This is a genomic window from Sulfurovum sp. (assembly GCF_041562805.1).
Taxonomy (GTDB): Bacteria; Campylobacterota; Campylobacteria; order Campylobacterales; family Sulfurovaceae; genus Sulfurovum.
Window position 1 is genome coordinate 14916 of record NZ_JBFFOH010000019.1, and the last position, 15625, is coordinate 30540.

The window sequence follows — 15625 nt, forward strand, 5'->3', positions numbered from 1 at the left end:
AGACATGTATTGATCGAAGGATAATTAATGTTAGGAATAATAGGAGTTTCCAGTATCACTGGAATAGCCATTGGAGCAAGTGTATGCTACGTATGGCTGAAAAATAGCACAAAAAACAGATTTTCATACATGGAATTAGAAGCAAAAGCAAAAGCAAAAGCGATAGAGAAAGAAACTGAACTTTTACTCAAATCTACGCATGTAAAGATCAAAGAAAAAGAGTTGGAGCAAGAGGCTGAATTTCAAAAACGTGTTGCCAAGGTGGATGAACGTAATCGTGCATTGATATTACAAACGAAAGAATTGACTTTAACAGAAGAGCGTTTAAATCTTTTGGAACAGAGAGTTTTGGATAAAGAAACACACTTAGAAAAACTTGAGAAACAAAAGCAAGATGAGATCGCTGAAACAGTAGATAAAATGCAAAATATTGCTTCTTTCACGAAAGAAGAAGCTAAGGTATACATTTTAGAGAAAGTAGAAGAGCAGAGTCGTGCAGATGTTGCGGGTATCGTACGTAAGTATGAGCAGATGGCAAAAGATGAAGGCGAAAGAAAAGCAAATTACATCCTAGCACAGGCAACAACACGATATGCGGGTGAATTTGCGGGTGAACGTCTTATCAATCTTGTGAATTTGCCCAGCGATGAGCACAAAGGGCGTATCATCGGTAAAGAAGGTAGAAACATTAAGACACTTGAAATGCTTTTGGGCGTGGACATTGTGGTAGATGAAACGCCAGGCGTGATACTGGTAAGCTCTTTCAATCTCTATAGAAGAGCTATTGCAACCAGGGTCATAGAGATACTTGTTGAAGATGGACGGATACACCCCGGCCGTATAGAAGAAGTGCATGCAAAAGTTCAAGAGGAGTTTGAACAAAAAACCTTTGAAGAGGGAGAAAATATACTGATAGAATTGGGACTTTTCCCTATGCATGAAGATCTTGTACGACTTTTGGGTCGTATGAAATATAGAGCCAGTTATGGACAAAATGCATTGGCCCATACGTTGGAAGTAGCCAAACTTGCACGTGTTATGGCAGCGGAAATGGGTGGAGATGAAAAACTTGCGCTTCGTGCAGGTCTCTTACATGACATAGGTAAGGCATTGACACAAGACCTAGGTGGGTCACACGTAGAAATAGGTGCTGATCTTTGTCGTAGACATGGAGAACACCCCTCTGTCATTAATGCCATTTATGCCCATCATGGACATGAAGAACCAGATTCTGTAGAGAGTGCTGCTGTGTGTGCTGCAGATAAACTCTCCGCAGCGAGACCTGGAGCAAGAAGAGAAGTGCTTGAAAGCTTTACCAAGCGTGTGAAAGAAGTAGAAGACATTGCCCTGAATAAAGAGTATGTGAATCAAGCCTATGCCATCAACGCAGGTCGAGAGATACGTGTTTTTGTAAATGCAAATAAGATGAGTGACAATGAAGCCGTACTGTTAAGTAAAGAAATAGCCAAAGAGATACAGGATAAAGTGCAGTATCCCGGTGAGATAAAAGTGAATGTGATCAGAGAGACCAGAGCTGTAAATTATGCAAAATAAAATTTTAAAAGCGTTATAATTATAATAATATACACAAAGGATAAAAATGGATAGATGTAAAGAGATAGAAGCGCATATAAGAATGGAAGAACGTTATCAAGGTTTGAGCCTTGTGTTTGCCAATAATGAGGAAGTAAAATCCGATATTATTACTGCTATAGATGAGGTTAAAGCTGAGACAGGTCAAACACCTTTCATTTTCGAAAAGATTTCTAATGATAGAAAAGATCTGCATGCGATGTATATAGAATTTCGTGATGATATACATAGAGAAGGCGGAGAGTTTTTAACAAAAGTACTCAAAAAGTTAAACATAGATAAATGTGAAAAGGATATATAAATGAAAAAATTATTAGTAGCTTTACTGTTTCTAGGATTGGCTTTTCAAGCATATGCGAAAGATACGATTGTTGTACTTGAAACAAATGTAGGGAAAATAGAATTGAAAATGTATCCTGACGTGGCACCGCTTGCAGTAGAAAACTTCACGACACATGTTAAAAATGGTTACTACAATGGACTCATTTTTCATAGAGTGATCAAAGGTTTTATGATCCAGGGTGGAGATCCTACTGGTACCGGTAGAGGCGGTGAGTCTATCTGGGGTAAACCTTTTAAAGATGAGTTTGGAAATAATGTTGCTTTTGATAAGCCGTATTTACTTGCAATGGCAAATAGCGGTCCCAAAACAAATGGAAGTCAGTTTTTCATTACCACTGCACCTACAGGTTGGTTAAATGGTAAACATACGATCTTTGGAGAAGTGCTTAACGGACAAAAAGTTGTACAAAAGATGGAAAATGTATCTGTTTCCAGAGGTGATAACAGACCATTATTTGATCAAGTCATCAAGAAAGCGTACATTAAAAAATAGATGAGTCTAGATACATTACGGGATGAGCGTAAGAAATGGCTTACGTGGAAAAACATAGTTCCTTACCAAGAAGCCATTAAAGCGCTTAAAACGTATGAAGATGTTGAGGTGAAACTTGGAGATAGGGTTGAAGTTCACATTCCAAATCTAAGTGCGGAAGATGCACAGCAGATAAAAGAGACGGCACTTTTGATGAAGCCTTGGCGAAAAGGGCCATTCCAGATTAATGATCTTTTTATAGACTCTGAATGGCAAAGCCATATCAAATACAATCTCCTTGAACCACACTTCGACCTTAAGGATAAGATCGTTGGAGACATAGGATGTAATAATGGTTATTACCTATTTCGAATGTTGTCGCAAGAGCCTAAAAAACTGATAGGGTTTGACCCATCTGCTATCTATTACTCACAGTTTCAGTTTATCAATCATTTTATAAAGTCTGACATCGTGTATGAACTTTTGGGTGTAGAACATGTAGAGTTTTATGAACATAAGTTTGATACACTTTTTTGTTTAGGCGTACTGTATCACAGGTCTGATCCGGTTGCAATGCTGAAATCACTCTTTAAAGGACTTAATAAAGGCGGTGAGCTCATTTTGGATACATTTATGATAGATGGTGAGGGTGAGATGTGTTTGACGCCTAGAGACCGCTATTCAAAGATACCAAATATCTATTTTGTACCTACCGTTAGCGCATTAAAGAACTGGTGTTACAGGGCAGGGTTTGAAACAGTTGAAGTATTAGAAACTATGAAGACAGAATCTAATGAACAAAGAAAGACAGAGTGGATAGACACACAAAGTCTTGAAGACTTCCTTGATCCAAATGATGATACCAAGACAGTTGAGGGTTATCCTGCACCCAAAAGAGTCTACATAAAAGCCATCAAGTCATTGTAAAATAATGTAAAAACTCTTATATTTAAATTTACTTTTATTTTTAAATAAGGTTGATTTAGCTATAAATACGCTAATAAAAGAGAAAAGCGGACAAAATTTAAGTTTTGCCACTTTCTCATTGAATGGAAATGAATGAGAATATTAACCGTAGGTTTCAATGACGAATACGTAAAAGAACTTGAAAAAGAATTAGATAAATATTTTATTTGTATTGTTGATAATGCAAAAGATATGTATGATGCGACCAATTTTACAGACTTTAGACACTATGAACTTGTTGTGATCGTAGATGAGGGTGTTAAGTTTTCACTTGAACGTTACGTAAATGAAGTGAAAAAGAAAAAGAGTGAAACGAAGATCATGATACTCACAAGTAATGTGCAAGCACAAGCTGGTTTCTTCTCTTTGGGTGTAGATGATGTGATCTATCAGCACTGTGAGTATCCGGATCTTATTGCTGCTAGAGTTTTGGCAAATATGAGACACCTTTTTGGCACACAGGTCAACATTGATAAGCTTGTTATCGATATTGCAAATAAAAAGATAGAGTATGATGAGAAGATCGTTTCTCTTAATGGTAAGACATTTGATATCTTAGCGTACCTTGCACTCCGTAAGCAACGTGTTTTTTCTAAAGATGAGATCATCAATGCACTTTGGGAAGAACCTGAATATGTTAGTGATAATACAGTTGAGGTGGCTATTAACCAGATTCGTAAGCGTTTGAAGAGTATACTTGGGTTTCAGGTGATTCATACTGTACGTAGACGTGGGTATAAATTCTCATACTAATTTTTTATGTTCCCATCATCTTGATGGGAATACATCTTCCAACTTTTTATAATTTGTAAATATTTCCTCTTATCTTAACTACGGTGTTGTTTCTCTCTTCCTTTTTTAGAAAAAGTAAGCAAAAATCGTCATTCCTCTCGAATCGCTGCGCTTACAAGGTCGTTCGAAATGACAAAGTACACTTCGTGTGATTAATAGATTATTTTTAGCTATAATTTTAAAAATTATATAGGATCATTTATGCAACTCAATACCCATCTCAATATAAATACGTCACTTTGCGGAAGAGTGATAAAGCTTCAAGAAAACTATGCAGAGGTTCTGCTTCATACCACACAGCAAATGGCAGCTGATACGCAGGGGTTGGTACATGGTGGTTTCATATTTGGTGCAGCAGATTATGCTGCGATGAGTGCAGTGAATGATCCTTATGTGGTACTCGGTGCATCAAATTCTAAATTTATAGCCCCCGTGAAAGTAGGTGATGCAGTCATCTGTAAAGCTACGGTTACGAATATAAAAGGTAAGAAGGCTGAGGTAGAAGTAGAAGCTTTTGTCAATGAAAAGTTAGTGTTTGAAGGTAATTTTACAACGTTTGTATTGCCTGCGCATGTTCTAGGCTAATAAGAAGCTTATGCTATACTTCATTTTTTAAATACGATTCAAGGTAAATGATAATGAAAAAATTTCTACTTTATGTTTTTTTAGGTCTGGCAATACTTGCTGGAATTTTGGCTTACGTTCTCTATAGCGAAGGGGCATTTCAAACATATGAACCTACAAAAGAAAGTGATTTAAAACCCTTTATGAAGTGTGAAGCAGGAAAGTGTGCTGCAGGAAAATGTGCTGCAGGAAACAAATAGTATAGAGACTATGATTAAATAGTTCTCTTTACTTGGTCTATCCAGAAGGGAATGACCTTTTGTTCTGCTTTCAGAGTCGTGCTCATTCCATGACCTGGGTAGATCGTGTAGTCACCCTCTAACGTAAGTGCTTTTTCCAGACTCTTTACCATGTCTTCTCCACTTGAGGAAGGGAAATCCCATCTTCCTATGCTCTGCTCAAACAGAAAGTCCCCACTGAACCATACATCTTTTATCTCTATGATGCTGCACCCGGGAGTGTGTCCTGGAAAGTGACGGAATTTTATCTTCACACCTTCTATGTTTAGTTCTTCATCACCTACAATGATAAAGTCAGGTTTGCTTGGAGGTGTACCTTGGTTCAGTGGATCATCTGAGAGCATGAAAACATCACCTTTAGGACAATAGATAGGGAGGTTTAACTTTTCTTTGACCTCTGCATTGGACCATACATGGTCAAAATGTCCGTGTGTGTTAAGTATGGCAACAGGATTGGTGACATTGTCAAGGACCCATTGTGTCGCACCCATTCCAGGGTCAATGATGAAATCTTTGCCATCAACAGTAGCAATATAGCAGTTGGTTTGGTAAGGTCCCATAGGTTGGATTTTGATTTGCATGTGATATAATTCTCCTATGAATATATATGAAGTCTTAGAGCAAGCCATTATCAGTAACGATATTCTGGTTAAAGAAGCGTTGACTACCCAGTGTTTGGTGTATTGTAACCAAAATGAGGTTAGTATTGAGGAAGATTTTGTACCTAAAATGTTTACACAGCCATCTTATACTGACAAGTGTATCATTGTTGCACCTAAAGACTTACGTACGAGAAAAGACTTCGATACACTAGAAGGATTGGCTACGCTAGTGCATTCTATTGCACACATAGAGTACTCAGCCATAGACTTAGCACTTGACGCAGTGTATCGTTACCCAGAGATGTCTATAGCATATAAAATAGATTGGCTGGAAGTCGCAAGTGATGAGATACGCCACTTTCAAATGTTAGATGCATTACTTATAGAGTTAGGTTTTTCATATGGTGATTTCCCTGTGCATTGTGGTCTTTTTGATGCGGCAAACAATACAGCACACAATATATTAGACCGTATGGCGATAGTCCCTAGATATTTTGAAGCATCAGGTCTTGATGTCAGTCCGCAGATCATTAAAAAGTTGGATAACAAACGTAAAAATGCTCAGGTGAAAAAACTGATAGATACACTACATATCATTTATGATGAAGAGATAGACCATGTACTTAAGGGTGACAAATGGTTTAAGAATCTTTGTAAAAAAGAGGGACATAAAGAGGGCACCGAAGAAGAGGTTTATTTTGAGATACTTGAACGTTATCATTTACTTTCAAAACACCGTCCTCATGTAAATGTTGAAGCAAGAAAAGAAGCTGGATTTTCTTGCTCTGAGATAAAAAAACTGGGTGCAAAGGAGTGTACATGAGACTCTTTTTTGAAGAGATGTTCTTTGCACCAAGGTGGTACCATTACCCTCTGATATTGCTTCTTCTTCCTCTTTCCATCATTTATGGACTCATGATGTCTGTACGTAGAATGGTCACTTCTCAAAAAAACTTTGGTATCCCTATCATTTCCATAGGAAATCTTATCGTTGGGGGTAGTGGGAAAACACCTTTTGCTATAGCTCTTGCAAAACAATTAGATGGTGTAGTCATCATTTCTCGTGGCTATGGGCGTAAAAGTAAAGGAATGCTTGAGGTTAGCTCTGAGGGCAAGATTCTTGTAGACGTGACAGAGAGTGGAGATGAACCGATGCTTATGGCACAATCTTTGCCCCATGCTTCTGTTATTGTCAGTGAAGATCGAGAAGTTGCCATAGCGTTAGCCAAAGAGAAAGGTGCCAAGTGTATTATCTTGGATGATGGATTTAATCGTGTAGAGATAGGAAAATTTGAGATCGTACTTGAACCTGAATATATCAAAAATTATTTGCCTTTCCCTGCTGGTGCATTCAGAGAATTCTGGTTCAATAAAAAGTATGCAGACATAGTGGCTAAAGAGGGGGAATCCTTTGAACGTCAAGTATATTTTGAAGATCTTACACAAAAGATGCTGCTTGTGACAGCCATTTCAAATCCAAGTAGACTGGACAGCTATCTTCCAGAAGGTGTAGTAGAAAAAATATATTTGGAAGATCATGCCTATTTTGAGGAAGAAAAGTTGAGAATACTTCTGTCTAAATATAAAGCTAAGAGTCTTCTTATGACAGAAAAAGATAGAGTGAAAATGCAAGGCTTTAAGTTGCCTATCTCTGAAATGAAGTTAAAATTAGAGATCAAAGAGACCATTTTCACTCAAGTAGATGAATATATAAAGGGATACCCACAATGAAAAATAAGATCGATGTTGTAAAGACACTCCTTGATGCTTTACCGTTTATTAAAAAATTTGCTAATGAAAAAATAGTGATCAAGTATGGTGGTTCTGCACAAACAAGTGATGAATTAAAAGAACAGTTTGCACAGGATATTGTATTACTGCATCTTGTAGGGATGAAACCCATCATCGTACATGGTGGAGGTAAAAGCATTACAGATATGCTTGCAAGACTAGGTGTGGATACAAAATTTGTTGATGGTCAACGTGTGACCACGAAAGAAGTGATGCGTATCGCAGAGATGGTATTGAGTGGAGAGATCAATAAAGAGATCGTCTCTTTACTTGACAATCACGGATCTAAAGCCATTGGAATTTCAGGTAAAGATGGCGGTTTTTTAAAGGGGATTCCTAAAGATTTTGAAAACTTCGGTTATACAGGTTTCATAGAACATGTTAATCCTGAAATCGTAAACAATATCATCGAAGATGGTGCGATACCTGTCATTGCACCTATAGCAGGGAGCAGTACAATGGGACATCCTGGATTTAATATCAATGCCGATCTTGCAGCGAGCAAAATAGCGGTAGCCCTGGAAGCACGAAAGGTACTTTTCCTAACAGATACTCCTGGTGTGTTAGATAAAGATATGAAACTCATTACCACCTTAAGCATAGAAAAAACCGAAGCGCTTAAACAAGATGGAACGATACAGGGTGGAATGGTGCCAAAAGTGGATGCCTGTATAGAGGCATTACGTGGTGGAGTAAAAAAAGCACACATTATAGATGGGCGTGTGGAGCACTCATTACTTCTTGAGATTTTGACAAGTTCGGGTGTAGGAACTTGTATCGAACTATAAAGGTGCTAATTATGTTAAAAAAATCATTTACTATTTTACTTTCAACCCTATTTATTTTCACGGTGCTAGAGGCAAAAGAGGCAGCTAAAAAAAAGGCAGTTAAAAAAGATACATACCATACCGTATGGGAGAAGACATATGGCGGAGATGATGGTGATATTGCAAATGGTATCGTAGCACTTGAAAATGGTGAGAGTGCGCTAGTTGGTACATGTAAATCATTTGGAGCACAACGTACAGATATCTGTGTGATACGTATGAATGCAAAGGGTGAGACATTGTGGCGTATATTGCTTGGTGGGAAAAAAGAAGATGAGGGTAAAGCCATCATTCGTGCACTTGACGGGAGTCTGATCGTACTTGGTAATTCAAAATCCTTTGCTAAAAATTATGACAGAGATCTTTATGTTGCGAAGATATCTTTAGAGGGTAAAGTAATCTGGGAAAAAAGTTTTGGTGGAGACCGTGATGAGTTTGCTGGAGGTATAGCGAGCACAGATGACGGTGGTTTTCTTGTTGTGGGTGACAGTAATTCATTTGGAAATGGATATAAAGATGTTTATATTGCAAAACTTGATCAAAATGGGAAAATGATATCATCTCATGTGATCGGTGGAGAAAAAGAAGATAGTGCACAGGCGCTTACACGTATAGCTGACGGCACTATGATGCTTGTGGGATACCGCGAACTTGAACGTTCTGGAGATACAGACTTTTTTGTGATGAAACTGGATCAAAATGGAAAGAAGATCTGGGCTAAAACCTATGGAGAAGATCAGGCAGACCGTTTAAATGGTGTAGCGGCTACAGCAGATGGTGGCATTGTAGCGACAGGTTCAACACGCTCATATAAAAGTGCGCAAACGGATATGTCAGTATTAAGATTAGACACTGACGGCAACATAGTATGGCATAAGATTTACGGATTTCAATATTATGAATATGGCAATGCTGTGGCGAGTACAGGTGACGGATCCGTGATGGTTGCCGGAGGTACAAGTACTTTAGGGAAAGGTGATCACAGTGTCTATATGATCGCACTTGATAAATCAGGAAAGCGTGTCTGGTCTCATGTCTATGGTGACAGAGGTAAGGACAGAATGAATGCAATTGCACGTATGGATGATGGAAGTATGGTTGCAGTTGGCGCGAGCGACAGTCACAGTAGAGCAACAAAATTCTATATGTTAAAATTTGATAAACAATAGGTAATTGTAAATTTTTAAAATATTTTAGAATTTAAGTTATTTATCTTAGGTAACTGTGCTATAATTTCTTATACGGTTATACTGTATTGAAAAAGCCAAGTTCATCGCGAGGTGGGTACGGAAAGTCATGGGTCTCACGTAGATCGCCAGACTACCAATAGAGATATAGACACCATCTATCTTTTAGAAAGTTTCTTTTCTTCTATTATCTAAGTATTTTAGTGTTCTGTTTGTTTCTATGATTAAAATTAGTTGACATTCTTTTCCCTAAAAAACATTCTTCTTCTCCTTAAGTTGTAGAATAAACAGATACTAAATACTTATTTTCATTCTTCCCTTATTTTACTTCAGCCTTTCTCATAACCCTTAGCTTAGTTGGCTATAATTATAGGAATATAAACATAGGATAATATAGATGCAATTTATTGAGACACGGGGAAATGACGGAGAAAAACCTTCATCTGTGCCATTTTCAGAAGCGATACTCAGCCCAAGTGCCAGTTTTGGTGGATTATATGTACCCAAAGAACTTCCAAATCTAGATACTGAATTTTTAGAGGGACATCTCTCTAGTCACTATAAAACATTGGCATTAGACTTCTTAACACAATTTGGTATAGATATCGAAAAAGAAGTACTTGAAGAAGCTTTAAAAAGATATGATGCTTTTGATGATCCTTCTAACCCTGTCCCACTGTCACAAATAGAAGAGGATTGTTTTGTCTCTGAACTTTATCATGGACCGACAAGAGCCTTTAAAGATATGGCACTTCAGCCTTTTGGATATGTATTGAGCAAACTTGCTCAAAAAAGAGGTGAGCACTATCTTATTATGGCTGCGACCAGTGGTGATACAGGTCCTGCAACACTCGAAACATTCAAAAACCAGGAAGGTGTTCAGGTAGCTTGTCTTTACCCCGATGGTGGAACATCAGATGTTCAAAAACTTCAAATGGTTACTGAGGCTGCTTCAAATCTTAAAGTGATTGGTGTGAAAGGTAACTTTGATGACACGCAAAATACACTCAAAGAGTTGCTTGCTTCTGAAGATTTCAAGGAAGAGTTAGAAGAGAGAAACATTAAACTGTCAGCAGCAAACTCTGTCAACTTTGGGCGTATCATTTTCCAAATTATTTATCATATCCACTCATACCTTGAATTGGTACGTAAAGAGAATATCCAAATGGGTGAGAAGATCTATTTGATTGTCCCTAGTGGTAACTTTGGGAATGCTTTAGGTGCATATTATGCAAAAAAAGCAGGGCTTCCTATAGAAAAGATCCTTATCTCTTCAAATATCAATAATATTTTGACAGATTGGATCACAGATGGTGCGTATGATATAACAACAAGAGAACTGATCCAAACAGAATCACCTGCTATGGATATCTTGAAAAGTTCAAACATTGAGCGTGTTATGTTTGACAAATTTGGTGCAGCACGTACGAAAGAGCTTATGGATGAATTGAACAATGACGGTAAGTATCAATTGACTGCTGATGAACTTGCATTGTTACGTGAAGATTTTGATGCTACTTTCTCAGACGATGAAGAGTGTGAAGCTGTAGTTGGTGCTTATGCAAAAAAAGGGTACATTATGGATCCACATACAGCAACATGCATGAGAGCCTATAAGAACTTAAGAGAAAAAAAACTGAAGGCAGTGGTTTACTCTACTGCTGAGTGGACAAAGTTCAGTCCGGCTGTTTCAAAAGCACTGGGGCATGAAGTTCATGGTGATGTTGAAGCATTAAAATGGGTGAGTGAAAATGCAAATGTATCTGTGCCACCTATGATACATGGGCTATTTAAAAAACCTGTTATCCATTCTGTTGTTGTTGAAAAAGAATCCATAAAAGGAGAGATGTTAAACTTTTTATAGTTTAACATAACGTAATGTCCAGAAATTATTTTACATTTTTAATATTCTCATTTTTCTTATTTGAATCCGCAATGGCACAAAATATTGTTGATTGTAGGGTTGTTACCGGTGGTACAACAGAGTGCTACCCCTACGGATCTAAACTTATACGGGCCAAAGAGATCAAGTATGATATGGATACCAAAAAGTTAATTATCTCTAAGACATTACCAATTCCAAAAAAATCTACTTTGAAAGTCATATCCGTAAAAGATATGCTGGAAAAATATGTAAAAATTGAAGATTCTTTACGTTTTAAAGGGAGTGAACAAACCCCTTTAAAAGTGAAGGTAGTGAAAAAACCTGTATCACAAGAAATAGTTGAAGAAAAAATAGAAGAGATAAAAATTTCTGAAATACCTTCACACCTAGAAAAAGAACCTGTAGAAGTTAAAGAAGTTGAAAAAACTCAAATTGCATATGGAAAATACATTGTTGTTAGCGGGGATGCTCTTAGTAAACTGGCTAAAAAATTTGGATTGACAACAAAAGCACTTGCAAAAATGAATGGTATTAAAAGCAATGCTAACCTTTATATAGGACAAAAATTAAAACTCCCTTATGAACAGAAGATGATTGATTCATTGGCATCTGCCGAATATAGAGTAGAGGCTGGAGATACGCTTATCTCTATTGCTAAGAAGTTTGATCTTGATCCTAAAGCTTTGGTAAAGTTTAATAGTATTAAAAGCAATACAGCCATACGTACCGGCAAAAGTATCAAACTCCCACTTCCTTATGTCTTAGCTCAAAAGAAAAAAGATGAAGCTAAAAAGAAGAGACTTGCAGCGCGGAAAAAAAGTGGCAAAGTAAATTTACTTCAAGGATTTGGCAAACATAAACTTCGTGTGACTGCCACTGCTTACAGCTCACATGTTGGGCAAACAGACAGTACACCTTTTTTGGCAGCATGGAACAATCGTCTTCGTCCAGGGATGAAGATCATTGCCGTCTCCAGAGATATGCTAACCAAATACGGTATGCGTAATGGAACCAGAGTACGTATAGGTGGACTTCCTGGTTATTATAGAGTTCGTGATAAAATGAATAAACGTTATAAAAAGCGTATTGATATATATATGGGAGTAGACAGAAGAAAAGCACTACGTTGGGGAAGACGCAGCGTTGTGATCTACTGGTAGTTACAGAGACTCAAAAATTTCTAAAACTTCCAGGTATCTGTCACTTTTTTCTTCATACAGTGTTTCTATCTTAGACAATTCATCACTAAGTGCTGTCAACCCTTTTTCCTGATAACACTGAGGGTCTTGTAGACATGCATTCAGTGCCTCCATTTTCCCTTCCAAGGCTTCTATCTCATCAGGTAAGGTGTCATAATCCTGTTGTTCTTTGTAGCTCAGTTTTGTTTGTTTCTTTTTCTGTGTCGGTTCGTCTTTTTTGACACTTGTTTTGACTTCCTGTTCTATAGCATCAAGTTCTTTCATCTCTTTTTCTATTTCAAGATATTCCGTATAGGTCTGATAAGACTCTTCAACTACACCATCTCCTTTGAAAATATAGAGTTTGGATGCTATTTTGTCTATGAAGTAGCGGTCATGTGAAACAAAGAGGATGGCTCCAGGAAAGTTGATGAGTTTTTCTTCCAGGATATTGATGGTTTGGATATCCAGGTCATTGGTAGGTTCATCTAAGATCAGGCAGTCTACTTTTTTAGCTAAAAGCAATGCAAGTGCCACACGATTCTTCTCTCCTCCTGAGAGCATACCTACTTTTTTATCTAAAAACTCTTTAGGGAAAAGAAAAGATTTTAGGTAACCATAGACATGAAGGTTGACACCTTGTACTTCGATGCTATCTCCTCCATCAGGACAAAAAGTCTCTATGAGCGTTTTACTGTTGTCAAGCATTTCTCTGTGTTGATCAAAATAACCTATGGAAAAGTCTCCTTGTTTGATGACACCACTTTCTGGTTTTATACGTCCAAGCATTAATTTAAGTAAAGTAGATTTACCTGCACCGTTGATACCTACAATGGCTATCTTGTCTTTTTGCAAGATACGGGTAGTAAGGTTTTCTATGAGCTTTTTCCCTGGAACTGAGTAAGACATGTTCTCCAGTTCAAAAAGCATCTTTTTACGTGAAACACCTTCATCACGGTTAAAATGTTTTTTCTCACGTTCAAGTTCTACCATCATCTTTCGTATGAGAGTTGGGTTTTTCTTTGCCTCATCACGAAGTTCAAAAACACGTTTTTTACGTCCCTGATTACGCTTTTCTCTAGCTTTTACACCTTTTCCTAACCATGCTTCCTCTTGTTTGAGAAGTCTTAACAGGTTGTCATGTCCTTTTTGCAGTGCATGCATACGGGCTTCTTTTTGTTCGAGGTAGTTCATATACCCGCCTGTATAACTAACAAGTTCTTGATTGTCCACTTCCACTACACGTGTGGCAATAGTATCGATAAAATGTCTATCATGCGAGATGAAAAGTAAGGTAAAATTCTCTTTGAGGAGTATCTCTTCTAAAAATTCCACCATATAGACATCAAGGTGATTGGTAGGTTCATCAAGCAGTAGTACATCAGGTTTTTTGAGTATGAGTGAGGCCAGTGCAACACGGCGTTGTTCACCCCCCGAAAGAGAAACTACAGGACGGTGTTCATAGGCTTTGAGGTGAAATTCCTGCATAACACGTTCTATTTTGTCATCGAGGTTCCAGGCATTGTGATGGTCAAGAAAAGAGGAGACTTTTTCGAGTTTGTTGAGCAGCTCTTCATTTTCAAAATCTTCTGCAACTTTTAGACTCAGCATATCATACTCATCTTTGGCTTCTTTGAGCTCTGTAAGTTCATTGAGTATGGCTTCTCTGACTGAAAGTCCAGGATCAAAATGAGGCTGTTGTGCAAGCATTTCTATATGTATAGCATTGTTCACAACCCGCTTTCCTTCGGTGGGTTCTTCTTCTCCCATGATAATCTTCATCAGTGTGGATTTTCCACACCCATTTTGCCCAACGACTGTGACACGTTCACCTTCATTCAGATGAAAGTCAACTCCATCAAGAAGTAATTTAATGTCATATTGTTTTTTGATGTCAAATAGGTCAATGAGTGCCAAAAGTCTTCCTTCTTGTATATTGCTGCAATTATAGCAAATAGAGTGGGATTTAAGGCTTGATTTGGTATATTTCACCATAATATAACCAAGGACATCAATGTTAGAAACTATCATCATCTTTTACTCCATTTATACTTTTATGAAACTTTATATTTCAATTATGCAGATAGGCTATATCAATGAAGAAAAAAGAAAAACACCTGTATTAATGTCAGCAGAGAAATATCTGACAGCAGGAAACTACGCAGTAGCGAATGGGAAACTTTCTATCGTCACCACGTTTGTAGATTATCTGGTGTTTATCTGGTGGGTATTTGCAGGTTTTGCCTGGCTTTCATCTATGGTTCAAGTCGAAGGAAGTCTCATGCAGGCAGTCGTTTTTCTTTTTGGTTTTATCATCGTGAATTACATTATAGGGCTTCCTTTTGAACTTTACCAAAAGTTTAAGATAGATGAAGATTTTGGATTCAACAAAATGACGGCAAAAATATACGTGGTTGATACACTAAAATCAAGTCTATTATTTTTCATCTTGGGTGGTGCTGTTTTTGCTCTTTTATCTTGGATCATAAACAGCTATGCAGCATGGTGGTTTTGGGGCTTTGTCGCAATGTTTATTGTTGCCGTCATGGCAAATGTATTGGCGCCTACATTCATGGCACTTTTTAACAAGTTTTCTCCGCTTGATGAAGGTGAACTGAAAGAGGAAATTACGGAGATGATGAATCAAGCAGGCCTTAAAAGTGATGGTATTTTTGTGATGGATGCCAGTAAACGTGACAGTCGTCTCAATGCATTTTTTGGTGGCTTGGGTAAGAGTAAACGCGTTGTACTTTTTGATACACTTTTGGAAAAGCTAAACACCAAAGAACTTCTTGCTGTACTAGGACATGAACTGGGACACTTTACACATGGTGACATTTGGAAAAATATAGGGCTTATGGGCGTACTTCTCTTTATAGCGTTTTACCTCTTTGGACATTTGCCTGATGCACTGTTTACACAAATGGGTGTCATCCCTGAAGCAGGAGTGCAGATAGCAATGCTTATGTTGTTGTTGCCACTTGTCAGTTTTGTCTTTACGCCATTTATGTCTTACGTGAGTCGTCATAATGAGTATGCAGCAGATGAGTTTGGTTCACAGATGGGCGGTAAAGAAAATCTTGTATCGGCACTTATGAAACTTGTTACAGAGAACAAGTCATTTCCA

16 protein-coding genes and 1 riboswitch are annotated in these 15625 nt (G+C 37.7%); of the genes, 14 read left to right on the forward strand and 2 right to left on the reverse strand.

Going from position 1 to position 15625, the window contains the following annotated elements; translation table 11 throughout:
• Positions 1-27 precede the first annotated feature (27 nt).
• From rny to ABYK33_RS04445, 7 genes are all read left to right on the forward strand, one after another.
• Complete coding sequence (gene rny / locus ABYK33_RS04415; protein ID WP_373031767.1) at positions 28-1554, forward strand: ribonuclease Y; 1527 nt, start codon at positions 28-30, stop codon at positions 1552-1554.
• A 46-nt stretch (positions 1555-1600) separates the two neighbouring features.
• Positions 1601-1894, forward strand: coding sequence for a hypothetical protein (locus ABYK33_RS04420; protein ID WP_373031768.1), 294 nt, complete (start codon positions 1601-1603; stop codon positions 1892-1894).
• Positions 1895-2428, forward strand: a complete 534-nt coding sequence (locus tag ABYK33_RS04425; protein ID WP_373031769.1) for a peptidylprolyl isomerase — start codon at positions 1895-1897, stop codon at positions 2426-2428. It begins immediately after the preceding gene.
• Complete coding sequence (cmoB, locus tag ABYK33_RS04430) at positions 2429-3334, forward strand: tRNA 5-methoxyuridine(34)/uridine 5-oxyacetic acid(34) synthase CmoB (RefSeq protein WP_373031770.1); 906 nt, start codon at positions 2429-2431, stop codon at positions 3332-3334.
• A 132-nt stretch (positions 3335-3466) separates the two neighbouring features.
• Complete coding sequence (locus ABYK33_RS04435; RefSeq protein ID WP_373031771.1) at positions 3467-4126, forward strand: winged helix-turn-helix domain-containing protein; 660 nt, start codon at positions 3467-3469, stop codon at positions 4124-4126.
• Positions 4127-4366: 240 nt separating this feature from the next.
• On the forward strand, positions 4367-4750 hold the full coding sequence (locus ABYK33_RS04440; RefSeq protein WP_373031772.1) for a hotdog domain-containing protein: 384 nt from the start codon (positions 4367-4369) through the stop codon (positions 4748-4750).
• 53 nt (positions 4751-4803) lie between these two features.
• Entirely contained in the window at positions 4804-4989 is a 186-nt protein-coding gene (locus ABYK33_RS04445) for a hypothetical protein (protein WP_373031773.1), read from the forward strand.
• A 14-nt stretch (positions 4990-5003) separates the two neighbouring features.
• Here the strand turns inward: ABYK33_RS04445 and ABYK33_RS04450 are convergent, their stop codons facing one another.
• Positions 5004-5609 carry an MBL fold metallo-hydrolase gene (locus ABYK33_RS04450; RefSeq protein ID WP_373031774.1) on the reverse strand — a complete coding sequence of 202 codons (606 nt, stop codon included), beginning with the start codon at positions 5607-5609 and terminating at the stop codon, positions 5004-5006.
• A gap of 16 nt (positions 5610-5625) precedes the next feature.
• Here ABYK33_RS04450 and ABYK33_RS04455 point away from each other — a divergent pair, with 16 nt between their 5' ends.
• The 6 genes from ABYK33_RS04455 (at position 5626) to ABYK33_RS04480 (ending at position 12480) form a co-directional block, all read left to right on the forward strand.
• On the forward strand, positions 5626-6453 hold the full coding sequence (locus tag ABYK33_RS04455) for a ferritin-like domain-containing protein (protein ID WP_373031775.1): 828 nt from the start codon (positions 5626-5628) through the stop codon (positions 6451-6453).
• Positions 6450-7361 carry a tetraacyldisaccharide 4'-kinase gene (locus ABYK33_RS04460; RefSeq protein ID WP_373031776.1) on the forward strand — a complete coding sequence of 304 codons (912 nt, stop codon included), beginning with the start codon at positions 6450-6452 and terminating at the stop codon, positions 7359-7361. Before ABYK33_RS04455 ends, ABYK33_RS04460 begins: the two co-directional genes overlap by 4 nt.
• Positions 7358-8209 (forward strand): acetylglutamate kinase, encoded by an 852-nt coding sequence (gene argB / locus ABYK33_RS04465; RefSeq protein ID WP_373031777.1) that lies wholly within the window; start codon positions 7358-7360, stop codon positions 8207-8209. Before ABYK33_RS04460 ends, argB begins: the two co-directional genes overlap by 4 nt.
• Before the next feature lie 11 nt (positions 8210-8220).
• Entirely contained in the window at positions 8221-9417 is a 1197-nt protein-coding gene (locus tag ABYK33_RS04470; RefSeq protein WP_373031779.1) for a hypothetical protein, read from the forward strand.
• Between the two features lie 84 nt (positions 9418-9501).
• Positions 9502-9576: riboswitch (cyclic di-GMP riboswitch) on the forward strand.
• 256 nt (positions 9577-9832) lie between these two features.
• Positions 9833-11299, forward strand: a complete 1467-nt coding sequence (gene thrC, locus ABYK33_RS04475) for a threonine synthase (protein ID WP_373031781.1) — start codon at positions 9833-9835, stop codon at positions 11297-11299.
• Between the two features lie 71 nt (positions 11300-11370).
• Positions 11371-12480 (forward strand): LysM peptidoglycan-binding domain-containing protein, encoded by a 1110-nt coding sequence (locus ABYK33_RS04480; RefSeq protein WP_373031783.1) that lies wholly within the window; start codon positions 11371-11373, stop codon positions 12478-12480.
• Here ABYK33_RS04480 and ABYK33_RS04485 read toward each other — a convergent pair whose 3' ends face one another.
• A complete protein-coding gene (locus tag ABYK33_RS04485; protein WP_373031785.1) occupies positions 12481-14415 on the reverse strand; it encodes an ABC-F family ATP-binding cassette domain-containing protein in 1935 nt (644 codons plus the stop codon).
• 97 nt (positions 14416-14512) lie between these two features.
• Between ABYK33_RS04485 and ABYK33_RS04490 the strand changes: the two genes are divergently transcribed.
• The coding region (locus ABYK33_RS04490; RefSeq protein ID WP_373031784.1) for a M48 family metallopeptidase at positions 14513-15625 on the forward strand (1113 nt) is incomplete at its 3' end.